Raw genomic sequence first — 16,238 nt, forward strand, 5'->3', positions numbered from 1 at the left:
CGGGTTCCGGCGTCTGTCGGGACCCGTTTCTCGTCGAGATGGTTTTTTGGCTTAGCCGCGCTTCAAAAATGCCCGTGCCACGTAAAGGCTGATCGCCGCGGCATTCGATACGTTGAGCGAATGGATGGCGCCGGGCATGTCGAGCCGCGCCAGCGTGGTCACCGTCTCGCGGGTCTTCTGGCGCAGGCCTTTGCCTTCGGCGCCCAGCACCAGGGCGATCTTTTCTCCGGCAAAGCTCTTTTCGAGTTCGGCCGGCGCGTCCGAATCAAGCCCGATGGTGCGAAAGCCGGCCTCGTGCAGCTGGCCGAGCGCTTCGGCGAGGTTCTTCACCTCGATCTGGTCGATGTGCTCCAGCGCGCCCGAGGCGGATTTCGCCAGCACGCCCGATTCCTGCGGGCTGTGGCGGGCCGTGGTGACCAGCGCGCCGGCGCCGAAGGCGACCGCCGAGCGCAGGATGGCGCCGACATTGTGCGGGTCGGTGATCTGGTCGAGCACCAGCACCAGCTTCGCGTCACCAAGCGCATCGAGCCGCTTGGCTTTAAGCGGCTCGGCCTCGATCAGCACACCCTGATGCACGGCATCCGACCCTGTGATCTTGTCGATATCCCTGGGTTCGACCAGTTCCGTCTTGAAGGGCAGGGCGGCGAGATCGGCGATTTCGAGGCGCTCGGCCGCATTGCGCGTCACCAGCATCTTCCTGATCTTGCGGCGCGGATTGTCGAGTGCGGCGCGAACCGTGTGCAGGCCGTAGAGCCGCACCAGTCCGTCCGCGGCATTTTCGCCCGGCGGAACCGGCTGTCGAGGCCGGAACGCCGGCGCGCCGCCGCTTTTCTCGTCGCGATAGGCGCGGCGCAGCTTGGCGTAATGGGTGTCTTTGGGGGTGTTGGTTTTATCGCTCATGGCTGGCTTCTATAGCGGTGTCCTCCGGCCAAGGATATGGCCCGCCGTCACAGCCGGCGAACAACATCGAAAAACGCTGGCTGCGCGGTTGACACCCAATGGCCTTGCCGCCATAAGGCGCTGCGCTGGTTTCGGAGAACACATAACTCGGGTCCGGATCGGCGTGAATGCCTCGTTGCATGGCTCCGGCGGCAGACTGGAGAGGTGCCCGAGTGGTTAAAGGGGACGGACTGTAAATCCGTTAGCTTAGCTTACGTTGGTTCGAATCCAACCCTCTCCACCACTGCCGGCCCGGAAGCCCTGAAACGCGACAAGAATCGGACCGAAAAGTGCATGGCGCTTTTCGGATGAATCCGGTACTTCAGGTAAGGCGCGGGTATAGCTCAGTGGTAGAGCAGCAGCCTTCCAAGCTGAATATGCGGGTTCGATTCCCGCTACCCGCTCCAGACACTCATCCCATCACCGGCAAGCCGAGGCACTGCGCACGAAGCGCAGCGCTCCAATTGTCGTGGCTGCGCCGCGTCAGCTGTTGAACGCGGATGCGACCTGGTGCTGCTGCGGCACCTGGCCGTTCGGCGTCAGCTTGTCGACGATGCCGGGCAGGGCGGTGGACAGTTGCTTGAGCAGTTCCTGCTCGTCCAGTCCGGTCCGTTGCGCGATCTCGCGGATGATCTGCGGTCCGATCGCGGCGCCAAGATCGTTGGCGTTGATCGACTGGTTCTGGCCCGTTCCGACCCAGGAGTCCGCGGTGTTGCCGTGACCGGCGTCCCGGAGCTTTTCGAGCAGTCCGCCCAGGCCGCCCAGCAGGCCACCGTCGGCGGATGTGGTTTCCGTCGGGACGGGGGCGGTCGGAGCGGGCACGGGAGACTGTTCTGGCTCTTCGGCACTTCTGCCGCTCAGCATCTTGCCGACCAGCAATGCGCCGAGTGCGATCATCAGAGGTTTGGTGATGTTGCCGCCGGGAACGGCGTTGTCAAAAAGTCCCATCGTGGATCCTCCATAGCGACCAAGGCCCGACCCCTCCTCAACAATGAAGCATTCGGGCGGAATTTCAAGCTGGCTTGAGGTTTTGACAATCATATGAAAATGTTCGGCTGGCGAGGGGATGGAGAGGAAAAAATGGGTATCATCAGCTGGATCATTCTCGGCGTGGTCGCCGGCTTCATAGGCAGCAAGATCGTCAACAAGACCGGCCAGGGTGTCATAATGGATATCGTGCTGGGCATCGTCGGCGCCATCGTCGGCGGGCTGATCTTCAGTGCCTTCGGCGCATCTGGCGTCACCGGTCTCAACATCTACAGCCTGATCGTTGCCGTCATCGGGGCGGTGGTTGTTCTGTGGGCCTACCATCAGTTCAGCGCAAGGCGGACGCTTTAGGCGCCTGCGGATCGTCTGAGGTTTCGAGTTTCTGAAGGCAAGGCCGGCTTCAGGCCGGTGTGCCCGGCTGTGGCTTGCCTATGGCATCGGGGCGGCGAAAATAAAGATCGGCGTTCCCGCAATGAAACGAGGCTAGGCGACGACGGCCAACCGGCGCTGGCGCTGATCCAGCGACACGATGGTCAGCCCGCTGCCGACGACCAGCAGGATGCCACAGACCGCCAATGTGTTGGGGAATTGCCCGAACACCAGCAGGCCCGAAATGACCGCCCAGACGGTGAAGCAATAGTAGAACGGCGCCACGGCGCTGGTCGGTCCGACGCGATAGGCCATGAAGATGAAGAAGTGGCCGAAGATCAGGAAAAATCCAGCACCTGCCATCAGCAGCAGGTGATGCGCCCCGGGCATGACCCAGCGCTCGGAAACAAGATGCGCGGCGCCGGCGCCGATCAGCACCACCACGACGGCGGAAATCGCCACGATCATCCCCGGCACCTCGGCCGAGACCCGCCGGCCGGCTAGGTCGCGCGCCGCTGCAAGGGCTGCGTTGCCGAGCGCCAGCAGGGCATAGACCGAAATGCCTTGCATGGTCGGCTGCGCCACCATCAGCGCGCCGACGAAGCCGAGCCCGATCAGCGCCATGCGCCGGCCGCCGATCCGCTCGCCAAACAGGATCGAGGAGCCAACCAGCATCAAGAGCGGCGTGATCTGGCCGAGCGCGGTGGAATCGGCGATCTGCATGTTGGCGAGCGCGACCACATAGCAAAGGATCGCCGCCAGCTCGAGCACGTTCCGGCTCAGGACGCGCTTGTCGAAGATCAGCGGGATCTGCTTGCCGTAGCCCAGCGCGAACAGCAGCGGGAAGCCCCAGAGGGCCGCCGCGGCACCCCGCAGAAACAGCACCTCATAAGACGGCAGGCCCGCCGTCGCGAGCTTCATCATTGTATCGTTGACGAGATACGACCCCGTCGAGACGATCATAAACAGCGGGCCGCGGACAGAGGCAGGGATGAAATGCATCCGGCCACAAGATCAGAGGCGGATGGCGGCGGCAATGGTCCATGGCCTGGCCATGATTCAGACAGGGCCGGGCAAGCAAGCCGGCGCTTTCGCGGCCTCGATCGGTCGGCCCGCTACCCCTTCATTTTGCCCGGAGCCTTCCTATATCAGCGCCACATCCCCGCAATCGGATCGATGGTTCGGACTGAGTGAGACGGCACCCGGCCAAAAGACGCTTGTGTTTTTTGGCCTTTGTCGCTAATCGCCCCGCATTCGACTGAACTGAAGGTCTTCGACCGAACTGAAGATCCGGGCCGTCCAAGGAAAGAGACAATGGCAAAAGGTAAATTCGAGCGTAACAAGCCTCACGTGAACATCGGCACGATTGGCCACGTCGACCATGGCAAGACGTCGCTGACGGCGGCGATCACCAAGTATTTTGGCGAATACAAGCGCTACGACCAGATCGACGCTGCCCCTGAAGAGAAGGCGCGCGGCATCACGATCTCGACGGCTCACGTCGAATACGAGACGGCCAACCGCCACTACGCTCACGTCGACTGCCCCGGCCACGCCGACTATGTGAAGAACATGATCACCGGCGCCGCGCAGATGGACGGCGCGATCCTGGTCGTGTCGGCTGCCGACGGCCCGATGCCGCAGACCCGCGAGCACATCCTGCTGGCCCGTCAGGTCGGCGTGCCGTCGATTGTGGTGTTCCTGAACAAGGTCGACCAGGTCGACGACGCCGAGCTGCTCGAACTGGTCGAGCTCGAGGTTCGCGAGCTTCTGACCAAGAACGAATTCCCCGGCGACGACATTCCGATCGTCAAGGGTTCGGCTCTGGCTGCTCTCGAAGACTCGGACAAGAAGATCGGTGAAGACGCGATCCGCGAGCTGATGGCTGCGGTCGATGCCTACATCCCGACGCCGGTCCGTCCGCTCGACAAGCCGTTCCTGATGCCGATCGAAGACGTGTTCTCGATCTCGGGCCGCGGCACGGTGGTGACTGGCCGCGTCGAGCGCGGCGTGGTCAAGGTCGGCGAGGAGCTGGAAATCATCGGCATCCGTCCGACGACCAAGACGACCTGCACGGGCGTGGAAATGTTCCGCAAGCTGCTCGATCAGGGCCAGGCTGGCGACAACATCGGCGCGCTGCTGCGCGGCGTTGATCGTGAAGGTGTCGAGCGCGGCCAGGTTCTGGCCAAGCCGGGCACGGTGAAGCCGCACAAGAAGTTCGTGGCCGAAGCCTACATCCTGACCAAGGACGAAGGTGGCCGTCACACGCCGTTCTTCACCAACTACCGTCCGCAGTTCTACTTCCGCACGACCGACGTGACCGGCATCGTGTCGCTGCCGGAAGGCACCGAGATGGTGATGCCGGGCGACAACATCACGGTCGATGTCGAGCTGATCGTGCCGATCGCCATGGAAGAGAAGCTGCGCTTCGCTATCCGTGAAGGCGGCCGCACCGTCGGTGCCGGCATCGTCGTCACCATCAAGGAATAACCGAGCCCGGCATTCGCCGGATCGACAAGAAAGGGCGGTCTTCGGGCCGCCCTTTTCGTTTGCCGGGCTATCGGCTGCCGCCCCGTCGGCCGAAGCCTGTTGCAAGGCTCTGGACCTCGTCTAGTATAGGTTGCATCAAGGGGCTTTTTCCAAATGGTTCCAAGGCGGTATTTTCATCGTCGGGCATTGTGGCCGCTGGCTCTGACCTGGCTGATTGCGTTGCTTGCCACAGGCCCGGCAGCCTTCGCGGCGGATGCGGCGCCGGATCTTGGGCCGACGATGCGGTTCGGCATTGTCCGCAGCAACGCAGCGGGGTGCGAGCCGATCTGTCCGGAATGGATATCGGCCGAGGGCTCCATAGAAGCCGGAACTCCGGCGCTCTTCAAACGCATGCTGAAGACGCTTGGCGGGCGGAAACTGCCTGTTGTCGTGGATTCTCCCGGCGGCAATGTCGAGGCGGCGCTGACGCTTGGCCGGCTGATCCGCAAGAACAAGCTCGATATCGCCATCGGCAAGACGGTGTTTTCCAGCTGCCAGCCCGACGCGAAGGGGTGCCAGGACCGTGACGCCCGCTACTTCGGCGATGTCATCGACTATGGCGCCATGTGCAATTCCGCCTGTCCTCTGATGTTTGCCGGCGGCATCAGGCGAGTGGCTGGCGAATGGGCCTATCTCGGCGTCCATCAGATCACCACGACCTACATCCGCACGAAATTGCAATACCGGACCACCTACCGGATCGTCGGGGGCAAGAAGAAGATCCTCAACACGAAGATCGTCAGCCGCAAGAACGCCGGCAGCTACAAGACCTACGAAATGAGCAAGTCGGTGGAGAAAAAGCTGGCGGCCTACCTGGACCAGATGGGCATCGAACAAAGCATGCTCGAAACGATGAAGGGCACCCCGGCCAGCGAAATCCACCAGATCGCCCTCGATGACATGCTGGCGATGAAGCTGGTCACCAGCACGGACGCCGTGGGCCTGTTGACCGCGGCGAGCCTGTGCGAACCCGGCCGCCTGGCCACGAATTGCCGGGAGGTGCCGGGGAACAAGCCTGGTGGCCTGATGGCGACCGCGGCCAGGCCTACTCCGCCAGCGATCGAACCCGAGGCGGCGCGGCGCGATGAAGACATGCGCTTCGTTGTCGTTCGCGGCACCAATCCGCTCTGCAATCCAGACTGCCCGGAATGGATCTCGGCGGAAGGCGCGATCACCCCCCAGACCCCGCAGAAGCTGCGCCAGCTGCTCGCCACGCTCGGCAAACGGCAACTGCCTGTCGTGATCAGCTCGAAGGGAGGCGACCTGTTCAGTGCCCTGGCGGCGGGACGGCTTATCCATGAAAAGAAGCTCGACGTCGCCGTTGGCCGCACCGATTTTGTCGGCTGTGACCCAGGAGCGTGGAATTGCCTGGCCAAGGAGGGCGCCTATGCCGGGCTGAGCATCGATGCGGGCGTGGAGTGCGATTCGGCCTGCGCGTTCATGCTTGCCGGCGGCATCAGGCGGCTTGTCGGTCCCCAGGCGCGACTTAGCCTCTACCCGATGGGGCAAAAGCTGATGGTCAAGGCTTACCTGGAGGAGATGGCGATCAGTTCCGCCCTGTTCGCGGCGATCGAGCGGCGCTCGGTCGAGCGCCGGCTGGAACCCGACATGATGCTGAAGGTTGGCCTGACGACGAGCCTGCAATCGGTCGACGCGCTGACCGGTGCGACCATTTGCGAGGCGGTGCCAAGACCCGAGAATTGCCGGATCCGGCCTTCCGCCAATGCCGAGGCTGACGCGCCGGCCAAATTGTAGTGGGCGACGGAGCCCGAAACTGGCCATCGAGGCAGGTTGAGCCGCTTTCGATTTTTCCGCTATCGTCGCTGCTGGCGGCTTCAGGCAGGCGGAGGATCGAGAATGGGCCAGGATATCCCGACACTCTACGAATGGGCCGGCGGCAGCGAGGCTTTGAACCGGCTCACCCAGACCTTCTATGACAAGGTGGCGCAGGACCCGATCGTCGGGCCGGTGTTCAAGACCATGTCGCCGGATCACCCCGCCCATGTCGCGGCCTTCATCGGCGAGGTTTTCGGCGGACCGAAGACCTACAGCGAGCAGTTCGGCGGCCACCGCGAGATGGTCATGCACCATCTGGGCAAGCATCTCACCGAGGAGCAGCGCCGCCGCTGGATCAGCCTCCTGGCCGATGCCGCCGACGCGGTCGGCCTGCCTGACGATCCGGAATTCCGTTCGGCCTTCATGGGCTATGTCGAATGGGGATCGCGCCTGGCCAAGATGAACTCCAATCTCGGCGAAACCTGCGATCCGCAGACGGAACCGATGCCGGCCTGGGGCTGGGGTGTGCCGGGCGGCCCCTATCAGCCACCGGGTACAAACTAGCGTCCAGTCGCCATGGAGGTGTTGGGCTGATGCCGGAAGATGTGAAGATCATACGTTGGCGCGAGTGGGACGGACCGGGTCTCGAACATTTGGTGCTGCAGGAGCGGGCAGGGGAGGTCTCGGCCGACTCTGTCGCAGTCTGCTCCGGGCAAACGCCTTTTGCCGTCCGTTACCGCATCGCTTGCGATGTCGGCTGGCACGCCAGGCGTGTCGTTGTCGATATGATCGGTAGCGGCCGCACGCTTGTTCTTGCCGCCGATGGCGATGGTCGCTGGACCAGGGACGGCCTGCCTATGCCGGAGCTCGACGGCATTTTCGATCCCGACCTGACCATCACGCCGTTCACCAACACGCTGCCGATCCGGCGATTGCAACTTTCCGCCGGGCAGAGTGCCGAGATAACCACTGCCTTCATCGACTTCCCCGCCCTCACGGTCGTCGCCAACCCGCAGCGCTACACATGCCTCGAAGAGGGCAGGCGATATCTCTATGAATCGCGCGCCAGCGACTTCAGGCGGGAACTTGAAATCGACCGCAACGGGCTGGTTGTCGACTATCCCGATTTCTGGCGCAGAGGTTAAGGCGTGTTTGCATGCAAACCGCTCTTTACAGAGCGTGCGGAAGCTTTTAGGAAGCGCCTGCTGCGCCGACATGCGCACGTACGGGCATAGCTCAGTTGGTAGAGCGGCGGTCTCCAAAACCGCAGGTCGTAGGTTCGAGCCCTGCTGCCCGTGCCATTCCCTGAATGGCATTCAACCCAATGTCTCGCCGTTTCGGAATGGCGTTCAAAACGATATTTCCATGGTCCGGCCTTTGAAAATCGGCGACCCGCTTGCCATATAGGGTCGATTGGGGCATAAGAGCGCCATAGCCGGGACGGAACGACTGGATGGTTCCGAGGCGGTGTTTGGTCATAAAGCGGAGACTTGCCACTTGCGTGGATCAAGAATCGGTTTTATGTAGACGAAACAGACACGCGACGCGTGGAGCTGGGAAACCGGCTTTACGCGTCTGATTTGCATGGGCGAAATGATTGCGCTGATTCGGCGCGAAATTCGCTCAGGCGGCACGTCCCGGCCAGCGGGATCATCCAGGAGACCCGGCCAACGGGTCTTGAAGACAGAGCGGCATATGGCTTCGAAAACCACAAATCCTTTCGTCTTTCTCCAGCAGGTTCGCGCGGAGACCGCCAAGGTGACTTGGCCGTCGCGGCGCGAAACGATGATCTCGACGGTGATGGTTCTGGCCTTCGCAGTGATCGCGATGATCTTTTTCTTCACCGCTGATCAGCTCATGGGCCTCGCGGTCGAACAGATTCTGGGCATCGGACGCTAAGTCCGGCGATTACGGAGAAGTCTTGAAATGACCGCGCGCTGGTACATCGTCCACGCCTATTCGAACTTTGAAAAGAAGGTCGCCGAGGATATCGAGAACAAGGCCAAGCAGAAGGGCCTGTCTGCCGACATCCACCAGATCGTGGTTCCGACCGAGAAGGTCGTCGAAGTTCGCCGCGGCCGCAAGGTCGATGCCGAGCGCAAGTTCTTCCCGGGCTATGTGCTGCTGAAGGCCAATCTGACCGATGCCGTGTTCTCGCTGGTCAAGAACACGCCGAAGGTCACCGGCTTCCTGGGTGACTCCAAGCCGGTGCCGATCACCGAGGCGGAAGCGCAGCGCATCCTGAACCAGGTCCAGGAAGGCGTCGAGCGGCCCAAGCCCTCGGTCACGTTCGAGATCGGCGAAGCGATCCGCGTTTCGGATGGTCCCTTCGCGTCGTTCAACGGTTTCGTCCAGGAAGTGGACGAGGAGCGGGCGCGGCTCAAGGTGGAAGTTTCGATCTTCGGGCGCGCCGTGCCTGTCGATCTGGAATTCGGGCAGGTCGAAAAGGGCTGATCCGAAATCCTGAAGCCGGTTTGGCGATCAGGGGAGGCGGCGCGGAAGCGCGGCCTGAGAACGGTGGGAGACGAATGCGGCTTTAGCCGGCCGCATGGATCGCACCACCAGACTGCAACCGCCGGCATGACCGGCATAGACAAAGGCAGGAAAAGAGATGGCTAAGAAAATTGCAGGCCAGCTCAAGCTCCAGGTGAAAGCGGGATCGGCTACGCCGTCTCCCCCGATCGGCCCGGCGCTTGGTCAGCGTGGCATCAACATCATGGAGTTCTGCAAGGCGTTCAACGCGCAGACCCAGGAAATGGAAAAGGGATCGCCGGTTCCGGTTGTCATCACCTACTATCAGGACAAGTCCTTCACCTTCGTCATGAAGACGGCGCCGGTGAGCTACTTCCTGAAGAAGGCGGCGAACCTGACCTCTGGTTCCAAGGAGCCGGGTAAGGTCAAGGCCGGTACGGTTTCGCGTGACAAGGTCCGCGAGATTGCCACCGCGAAGATGAAAGACCTGAACGCAAACGACGTCGAAGCGGCCATGCGCATGGTCGAGGGCTCCGCCCGCTCGATGGGTCTGGAAGTGGTGGGCTAAGATCATGGCAAAGATTGCAAAGCGTGTATCGAAGACCCGCGAAGGCATCGATCCCAACAAGGCTTATGCCCTGGGTGATGCGCTGAAGCTGCTCAAGGACCGTTCCTCGGTGAAGTTCGATGAGACCATCGAAGTCGCCATGAACCTCGGCGTCGACCCGCGCCATGCCGACCAGATGGTCCGCGGCGTGGTCAACCTGCCGAACGGCACCGGCCGCTCGGTACGTGTCGCCGTGTTCGCCCGTGGCGACAAGGCCGACGAAGCGCGCGCCGCCGGCGCCGACATCGTTGGTGCCGAGGATCTGGTCGACATCGTCCAGAAGGGCACGATCGATTTCGATCGCTGCATCGCCACGCCGGACATGATGCCGCTGGTCGGCCGTCTGGGCAAGGTGCTCGGCCCGCGCGGCATGATGCCGAACCCGAAGGTCGGAACCGTCACCACCGACGTTGCCGCCGCCGTCAAGGCGTCCAAGGGCGGCGCCGTCGAGTTCCGTGTCGAGAAGGCTGGCATCGTCCATGCCGGCGTCGGCAAGGTCTCGTTCGACGTCAAGGCCCTGGAAGAGAACATCCGCGCCTTCGCCGATGCGGTGACCAAGGCAAAGCCGACTGGCGCCAAGGGCAACTACGTCAAGAAGGTGTCGGTCACCTCGACGATGGGCCCGGGCCTCAAGCTCGACGTCGCGACGCTCAACGCGTCCTGATACGACATTTGGATCGGCCGCCAAGCGGCTGATCCGCAAGTGAATTCCGGACCTCCGACTTGTCGGCGGCCCGGTACCGGAAGCCGAAAGGTTTCCGGACATCCTGTCCGAGATTGCAGGCGGCCCAGAAGCCTTAATTCGATTTGGGCCTGCATGAGACGGGTGAAGACCGGACAACGGAGCGATTGCTCCAATGAAAGGTTCGAACCGTGTTTGCCTTTTGTCTGCGCATCGCCGGCTTGACTGTCGATGTGGCGAAAGGGGGCAGGATCCTCGAGCGTCGTTCGGGAGATCCGTTACTGGATGGCCCGGTCGACAAAAGGCAACCCGACGCCTGTCCTCGTCAATGGGATGTTCCCGTTAACAGGATTGGGGTCAACTGGAGATAGGCAGTGGACAGAGCGGAAAAACGCGAACTCGTCACGGGCCTGAACGGTGCGTTCTCGAACGCAGGTTCAGTGGTCGTGGCCCACTACGCCGGTATCACCGTCGCGCAAATGAACGACCTTCGGTCGAAAATGCGCGCTGCCGGTGGCACCGTCAAAGTCGCGAAGAACCGTCTCGCCAAAATCGCTCTTCAGGGCACGGACTCCGCATCGATCATCGAGCTGTTCAAGGGACAGACGCTGATTGCTTATTCGGAGGATCCGATTGCGGCGCCGAAGGTCGCGTCCGATTTCGCCAAGGGAAATGACAAGCTCGTCATTCTCGGCGGCGCAATGGGCACCACCTCGCTCAATGCCGACGGTGTGAAGGCACTCGCCACACTTCCGTCGCTCGATGAGCTGCGCGCCAGGCTGGTTGGCATGATCGCCACGCCGGCAACCCGGATCGCCCAGATCGTCAATGCGCCAGCGGCCTCGGTCGCGCGCGTCATTGGCGCTTACGCCCGGAAGGACGAGGCGGCATGAGGCCGTTCCTCGCTATCACAAACACACGTTCGAACCTTATGAAGGAACACAACAATGGCTGATCTCGCAAAGATCGTAGACGACCTTTCGAAGCTGACCGTCCTCGAGGCGGCCGAGCTGTCGAAGCTTCTGGAAGAAAAGTGGGGCGTTTCCGCCGCTGCTCCGGTGGCGGTTGCCGCTGCTGGCGGCGCTGCGGCCGCTGCTGCTCCGGCCGAGGAAAAGACGGAATTCGACGTCGTCCTCACCGACGCAGGCGCTCAGAAGATCAACGTCATCAAGGAAGTCCGCGCCATCACCGGTCTGGGCCTCAAGGAAGCCAAGGATCTGGTTGAAGCGGCTCCGAAGCCGGTCAAGGAAGCCGTTTCCAAGGCCGACGCTGACAAGTTCAAGGCCCAGCTGGAAGCAGCCGGCGCCAAGGTCGAACTGAAGTAAGCGTAAAAGCGGCGGGCGGCCTCGCGCCGTCCGCCACTCCCTTCGCCCGAAGGGAGAGCGCGTAACGCGAGATTTGCGAGAACCTCTTTCCTGAGGGCCGAAAACCGGCCTTCAGGAAACGGGTTTTCTCCCGTTCTAGCCGGCCGCCGACAGGCGCCGGGAAAACAGACAGAGGGTTGCCGCCAAGGTGGCCCAGTATGCAAGGCGAGCCGCGGCGAGGCTCGTCCCGAGTTTAGAGCTAAGGAGCGACGATGGCCCAGACCCAGACTTTCAATGGCCGCAGACGCGTACGCAAGTTCTTCGGAAAGATTCCGGAAGTTGCGGAGATGCCGAACCTGATCGAGGTTCAGAAGGCATCCTATGACCAGTTCCTGATGGTGGCGGAGCCCAAGGGTGGGCGTCCGGACGAGGGGCTGCAGGCCGTTTTCAAGTCGGTCTTCCCGATCTCCGATTTTTCCGGCTCCTCCATGCTGGAGTTCGTGAAGTACGAGTTCGAAGGACCGAAATTCGACGTTGACGAATGCCGTCAGCGCGACCTCACCTATGCCGCGCCGCTCAAGGTGACGCTGCGCCTCATCGTGTTCGATATCGACGAGGATACCGGCGCCAAGTCCATCAAGGACATCAAGGAGCAGGACGTCTACATGGGCGACATGCCGCTCATGACCTTGAACGGCACCTTTATCGTCAATGGCACCGAGCGCGTCATCGTTTCGCAGATGCACCGTTCGCCGGGCGTCTTCTTCGACCATGACAAGGGCAAGTCGCACTCGTCGGGCAAGCTTCTGTTTGCCGCGCGCGTCATCCCGTATCGCGGTTCGTGGCTCGACATCGAGTTCGATTCCAAGGACGTCGTGCACGCCCGCATCGATCGCCGCCGCAAGATTCCGGTGACGTCGCTGCTGATGGCGCTCGGCATGGACGGCGAAGAGATCCTGTCGACCTTCTACAACAAGATCACCTACAAGCGTGCCGGCGACCATTGGCGCATTCCGTTCAACGTCGAGCGTTTCCGCGGCCTCAAGGCTGTCGGCGACCTGGTCGATGCCGATACCGGCGAAGTCGTCGTCGAGGCCGGCAAGAAGATCACCGCACGCCAGGCACGGGCGCTTGGCGAAAAGGGTCTGAAGGCGATCAAGGCGACCGACGAGGACCTGCTCGGCAACTATCTGGCCGAGGACATCGTCAACTACGCCACCGGCGAGATCTTCCTCGAGGCCGGTGACGAGATCGACGAGAAGACGCTGAAGGTGCTGCTCGGCACCGGCGAAGAGGAGATCAAGGTTCTCGACATCGACCACGTCAATGTCGGCGCCTATATCCGCAACACGCTCAACGTCGACAAGAACGAGAGCCGCCAGGACGCGCTGTTCGACATCTATCGTGTCATGCGCCCCGGCGAGCCGCCGACGCTTGAAACCGCCGAAGCCATGTTCAACTCGCTGTTCTTCGATAGCGAGCGCTACGATCTGTCGGCCGTCGGCCGCGTCAAGATGAACATGCGCCTCGAACTGAAGGCCGAGGACACCGTGCGCGTGCTGCGCAAGGACGACATCCTGGCCGTGGTCAGGACGCTGGTTGAACTGCGCGACGGCAAGGGCGAGATCGACGACATCGACAATCTCGGCAACCGCCGCGTGCGTTCGGTCGGCGAGCTGATGGAAAACCAGTACCGCGTCGGCCTGCTGCGCATGGAGCGTGCGATCAAGGAGCGTATGTCCTCGATCGAGATCGACACGGTCATGCCGCAGGACCTGATCAACGCCAAGCCGGCGGCTGCCGCCGTGCGCGAGTTCTTCGGTTCCTCGCAGCTGTCGCAGTTCATGGACCAGACCAACCCGCTGTCGGAGATCACCCACAAGCGCCGCCTCTCGGCGCTTGGACCGGGCGGTCTGACCCGCGAGCGCGCCGGCTTCGAAGTGCGCGACGTGCACCCGACGCATTACGGCCGCATCTGCCCGATCGAGACGCCGGAAGGCCCGAATATCGGTCTGATCAACTCGCTGGCCACCTTCGCACGCGTCAACAAGTACGGCTTCATCGAGAGCCCGTACCGCAAGATCGTCGACGGCAAGCTGACCAATGACGTCGTCTATCTCTCGGCGATGGAAGAGGCCAAGCACCACGTCGCGCAGGCCAACGCCGAACTCGACAAGAACGGTGGTTTCGTCGACGAATTCGTCATTTGCCGCAGCGCCGGCGAAGTGATGATGGCGCCGCGCGAAAACGTCGATCTGATGGACGTGTCGCCCAAGCAGATGGTGTCGGTGGCCGCGGCCCTGATCCCGTTCCTGGAAAACGACGACGCCAACCGCGCTCTGATGGGCTCGAACATGCAGCGTCAGGCCGTGCCGCTGGTGCGCGCCGAGGCGCCGTTCGTCGGCACCGGCATGGAGCCGATCGTCGCCCGTGACTCGGGCGCCGCCATCGGTGCCCGCCGCGGCGGCATCGTCGACCAGGTGGACGCGACGCGTATCGTTATCCGCGCCACCGAAGATCTCGATCCGGGCAAGTCCGGCGTCGACATCTACCGGTTGATGAAGTTCCAGCGTTCGAACCAGAACACCTGCATCAACCAGCGCCCGCTGGTTCGCATGGGCGACCGGGTCAACAAGGGCGACATCATCGCCGACGGTCCGTCGACCGAGCTCGGCGATCTGGCGCTCGGCCGCAACGTGCTGGTCGCGTTCATGCCGTGGAACGGCTACAACTACGAGGACTCGATCCTCCTGTCCGAACGCATCGTCGCCGACGACGTCTTCACCTCGATCCACATCGAGGAGTTCGAGGTCATGGCGCGCGATACCAAGCTTGGACCGGAGGAAATCACGCGCGATATCCCGAACGTCTCGGAAGAAGCGCTGAAGAACCTCGACGAAGCCGGCATCGTCTACATCGGTGCGGAAGTTCAGCCGGGCGACATCCTGGTCGGCAAGATCACGCCGAAGGGCGAAAGCCCGATGACGCCGGAAGAGAAGCTTCTGCGCGCCATCTTCGGCGAAAAGGCGTCCGATGTGCGCGACACCTCGATGCGCATGCCTCCGGGCACATTCGGCACCGTCGTCGAGGTGCGCGTCTTCAATCGCCACGGTGTGGAGAAGGACGAGCGCGCCATGGCGATCGAGCGCGAGGAGATCGAACGCCTCGCCAAGGACCGCGACGACGAGCAGGCCATTCTGGACCGTAACGTCTACGCGCGTCTTTCCGACGTGCTCGTCGGCAAGGAAGCGATCGCTGGACCGAAGGGCTTCAAGAAGGGCTCGACGCTGTCCAAGGATACGCTCGACGAGTATCCGCGTTCGCAGTGGTGGCAGTTTGCCGTGGAGAACGAAAAGCTCCAGAGCGAACTGGAAGCGCTGCGTGGCCAGTACGACGATTCCAAGAAGGCGCTCGAGCAGCGTTTCATGGACAAGGTCGAGAAGGTCCAGCGCGGCGACGAAATGCCTCCGGGCGTCATGAAGATGGTCAAGGTCTTCGTGGCCGTGAAGCGCAAGATGCAGCCCGGCGACAAGATGGCCGGCCGTCACGGCAACAAGGGTGTCGTGTCGCGGATCGTTCCGGTCGAGGACATGCCTTTCCTCGAGGACGGCACGCATGCCGATATCGTGCTCAACCCGCTGGGTGTGCCGAGCCGCATGAATGTCGGCCAGATCCTGGAAACGCATCTGGGCTGGGCATGTGCGGGCATGGGCAGGAAGATCGGCGAGCTGATCGACACGTACAAGGCAGCGGGCGACATCAAGCCGCTGCGCAAGACGCTCGAGAGCTTCATCCCGGCCAACGACCGCAACGAGCCGGTTCGCGACTATGACGACGAGAGCATCGTTCGCCTCAGCGAGCAGATGCGCCGCGGCGTCTCGATCGCGACCCCGGTGTTCGACGGCGCGCATGAGGCTGACATCAACATCATGCTGGAGCAGGCGGGCCTGCACAGCAGCGGTCAGTCGCAGCTCTATGACGGACGCACGGGCGAGCCGTTCGATCGCAAGGTGACGATGGGCTACATCTACATGCTCAAGCTTCACCATCTCGTGGACGACAAGATCCACGCGCGTTCGATCGGTCCGTACTCGCTCGTCACCCAGCAGCCGCTGGGCGGCAAGGCGCAGTTCGGTGGCCAGCGCTTCGGCGAGATGGAGGTCTGGGCGCTGGAAGCGTACGGCGCCGCCTACACGCTGCAGGAAATGCTGACGGTGAAGTCCGACGACGTCGCCGGCCGTACCAAGGTCTACGAGGCGATCGTGCGTGGCGACGACACCTTCGAGGCCGGCATCCCGGAGAGCTTCAACGTTCTCGTCAAGGAAATGCGGTCTCTCGGCCTCAACGTCGAGCTGGAGAACACCAAGCTCGACGACAACCCTGTCCGGCTGCCCGACGCGGCCGAGTAAGGCGATGGCGCGCCACGGCTGTCCGCGGCGCGCCTCGAGCATGATCCCGAAAAGTGGCTACCGGTTTTCGGACAGGATCATGCTCAACCAGGAAGAATTCGACGGCCAGTGGCCGACAAAGACGGCGGGCGTTTGGCTCGCGACTAGATGCAAGGGATCTTCGA

15 protein-coding genes and 3 tRNA genes are annotated in these 16,238 nt (G+C 62.5%); 15 read left to right on the forward strand and 3 right to left on the reverse strand.

What is annotated here, in order from left to right; all coding sequences use genetic code 11:
- Positions 1-51: 51 nt before the first annotated feature.
- Positions 52-900, reverse strand: a complete 849-nt coding sequence (gene rlmB / locus AC0NIL_RS18610; RefSeq protein WP_473574336.1) for a 23S rRNA (guanosine(2251)-2'-O)-methyltransferase RlmB — start codon at positions 898-900, stop codon at positions 52-54.
- 198 nt (positions 901-1,098) lie between these two features.
- Here rlmB and AC0NIL_RS18615 point away from each other — a divergent pair.
- Together AC0NIL_RS18615 and AC0NIL_RS18620 are read left to right on the forward strand one after the other, a co-directional pair.
- Positions 1,099-1,183: transfer RNA gene (locus AC0NIL_RS18615), tRNA-Tyr, on the forward strand.
- A gap of 89 nt (positions 1,184-1,272) precedes the next feature.
- Positions 1,273-1,346 (forward strand) — tRNA-Gly (locus tag AC0NIL_RS18620).
- A gap of 76 nt (positions 1,347-1,422) precedes the next feature.
- Here AC0NIL_RS18620 and AC0NIL_RS18625 read toward each other — a convergent pair.
- Positions 1,423-1,887, reverse strand: a complete 465-nt coding sequence (locus AC0NIL_RS18625; RefSeq protein ID WP_024505802.1) for a YidB family protein — start codon at positions 1,885-1,887, stop codon at positions 1,423-1,425.
- Between the two features lie 132 nt (positions 1,888-2,019).
- On the opposite strand from AC0NIL_RS18625, the gene AC0NIL_RS18630 reads away from it, so the two are divergent.
- Positions 2,020-2,277, forward strand: a complete 258-nt coding sequence (locus AC0NIL_RS18630) for a GlsB/YeaQ/YmgE family stress response membrane protein (protein ID WP_013531402.1) — start codon at positions 2,020-2,022, stop codon at positions 2,275-2,277.
- 132 nt (positions 2,278-2,409) lie between these two features.
- Here AC0NIL_RS18630 and AC0NIL_RS18635 read toward each other — a convergent pair whose 3' ends face one another.
- Positions 2,410-3,297 (reverse strand): DMT family transporter, encoded by an 888-nt coding sequence (locus AC0NIL_RS18635; protein WP_064993614.1) that lies wholly within the window; start codon positions 3,295-3,297, stop codon positions 2,410-2,412.
- A 312-nt stretch (positions 3,298-3,609) separates the two neighbouring features.
- Between AC0NIL_RS18635 and tuf the strand changes: the two genes are divergently transcribed.
- The 12 genes from tuf (at position 3,610) to rpoB (ending at position 16,074) form a co-directional block, all read left to right on the forward strand.
- Positions 3,610-4,785 carry an elongation factor Tu gene (tuf, locus tag AC0NIL_RS18640; RefSeq protein WP_013531404.1) on the forward strand — a complete coding sequence of 392 codons (1,176 nt, stop codon included), beginning with the start codon at positions 3,610-3,612 and terminating at the stop codon, positions 4,783-4,785.
- A gap of 153 nt (positions 4,786-4,938) precedes the next feature.
- Entirely contained in the window at positions 4,939-6,579 is a 1,641-nt protein-coding gene (locus tag AC0NIL_RS18645; protein WP_473573962.1) for a COG3904 family protein, read from the forward strand.
- A gap of 102 nt (positions 6,580-6,681) precedes the next feature.
- Positions 6,682-7,164, forward strand: a complete 483-nt coding sequence (locus AC0NIL_RS18650) for a group II truncated hemoglobin (protein WP_013531406.1) — start codon at positions 6,682-6,684, stop codon at positions 7,162-7,164.
- A gap of 29 nt (positions 7,165-7,193) precedes the next feature.
- The gene (locus tag AC0NIL_RS18655) at positions 7,194-7,745 is read left to right on the forward strand and encodes a putative glycolipid-binding domain-containing protein (RefSeq protein ID WP_013531407.1); all 552 of its coding nucleotides are present in this window, start codon (positions 7,194-7,196) and stop codon (positions 7,743-7,745) included.
- A gap of 80 nt (positions 7,746-7,825) precedes the next feature.
- A tRNA-Trp gene (locus tag AC0NIL_RS18660) sits at positions 7,826-7,901 on the forward strand.
- Between the two features lie 394 nt (positions 7,902-8,295).
- Positions 8,296-8,499, forward strand: coding sequence for a preprotein translocase subunit SecE (gene secE, locus AC0NIL_RS18665; RefSeq protein WP_013531408.1), 204 nt, complete (start codon positions 8,296-8,298; stop codon positions 8,497-8,499).
- 27 nt (positions 8,500-8,526) lie between these two features.
- Positions 8,527-9,054 (forward strand): transcription termination/antitermination protein NusG, encoded by a 528-nt coding sequence (nusG, locus tag AC0NIL_RS18670; RefSeq protein ID WP_013531409.1) that lies wholly within the window; start codon positions 8,527-8,529, stop codon positions 9,052-9,054.
- 157 nt (positions 9,055-9,211) lie between these two features.
- Positions 9,212-9,640, forward strand: a complete 429-nt coding sequence (gene rplK / locus AC0NIL_RS18675; RefSeq protein ID WP_013531410.1) for a 50S ribosomal protein L11 — start codon at positions 9,212-9,214, stop codon at positions 9,638-9,640.
- A 4-nt stretch (positions 9,641-9,644) separates the two neighbouring features.
- Positions 9,645-10,343: a 50S ribosomal protein L1 gene (gene rplA / locus AC0NIL_RS18680; RefSeq protein ID WP_013531411.1), complete on the forward strand. Its 699-nt coding sequence runs from the start codon at positions 9,645-9,647 to the stop codon at positions 10,341-10,343.
- Positions 10,344-10,735: 392 nt separating this feature from the next.
- Positions 10,736-11,254, forward strand: a complete 519-nt coding sequence (rplJ, locus tag AC0NIL_RS18685) for a 50S ribosomal protein L10 (protein ID WP_013531412.1) — start codon at positions 10,736-10,738, stop codon at positions 11,252-11,254.
- Positions 11,255-11,308: 54 nt separating this feature from the next.
- Positions 11,309-11,686 (forward strand): 50S ribosomal protein L7/L12, encoded by a 378-nt coding sequence (gene rplL / locus AC0NIL_RS18690; RefSeq protein ID WP_013531413.1) that lies wholly within the window; start codon positions 11,309-11,311, stop codon positions 11,684-11,686.
- Between the two features lie 251 nt (positions 11,687-11,937).
- On the forward strand, positions 11,938-16,074 hold the full coding sequence (gene rpoB / locus AC0NIL_RS18695) for a DNA-directed RNA polymerase subunit beta (protein ID WP_013531414.1): 4,137 nt from the start codon (positions 11,938-11,940) through the stop codon (positions 16,072-16,074).
- Positions 16,075-16,238: the final 164 nt, after the last annotated feature.

It is taken from the genome of Mesorhizobium sp. WSM1343, assembly GCF_055901535.1.

Coding starts and splice junctions, on each gene's coding strand:
- nusG (WP_013531409.1), top strand. CDS start 8,527: ATGACCGCGCGCTGGTACATCGTCCACGCCTATTCGAACTTTGAAAAG.
- rplL (WP_013531413.1), top strand. CDS start 11,309: ATGGCTGATCTCGCAAAGATCGTAGACGACCTTTCGAAGCTGACCGTC.
- tuf (WP_013531404.1), top strand. CDS start 3,610: ATGGCAAAAGGTAAATTCGAGCGTAACAAGCCTCACGTGAACATCGGC.
- AC0NIL_RS18650 (WP_013531406.1), top strand. CDS start 6,682: ATGGGCCAGGATATCCCGACACTCTACGAATGGGCCGGCGGCAGCGAG.
- AC0NIL_RS18655 (WP_013531407.1), top strand. CDS start 7,194: ATGCCGGAAGATGTGAAGATCATACGTTGGCGCGAGTGGGACGGACCG.
- rplA (WP_013531411.1), top strand. CDS start 9,645: ATGGCAAAGATTGCAAAGCGTGTATCGAAGACCCGCGAAGGCATCGAT.
- rplK (WP_013531410.1), top strand. CDS start 9,212: ATGGCTAAGAAAATTGCAGGCCAGCTCAAGCTCCAGGTGAAAGCGGGA.
- rpoB (WP_013531414.1), top strand. CDS start 11,938: ATGGCCCAGACCCAGACTTTCAATGGCCGCAGACGCGTACGCAAGTTC.
- rlmB (WP_473574336.1), bottom strand. CDS start 900: ATGAGCGATAAAACCAACACCCCCAAAGACACCCATTACGCCAAGCTG.
- AC0NIL_RS18630 (WP_013531402.1), top strand. CDS start 2,020: ATGGGTATCATCAGCTGGATCATTCTCGGCGTGGTCGCCGGCTTCATA.
- AC0NIL_RS18645 (WP_473573962.1), top strand. CDS start 4,939: ATGGTTCCAAGGCGGTATTTTCATCGTCGGGCATTGTGGCCGCTGGCT.
- secE (WP_013531408.1), top strand. CDS start 8,296: ATGGCTTCGAAAACCACAAATCCTTTCGTCTTTCTCCAGCAGGTTCGC.
- AC0NIL_RS18625 (WP_024505802.1), bottom strand. CDS start 1,887: ATGGGACTTTTTGACAACGCCGTTCCCGGCGGCAACATCACCAAACCT.
- AC0NIL_RS18635 (WP_064993614.1), bottom strand. CDS start 3,297: ATGCATTTCATCCCTGCCTCTGTCCGCGGCCCGCTGTTTATGATCGTC.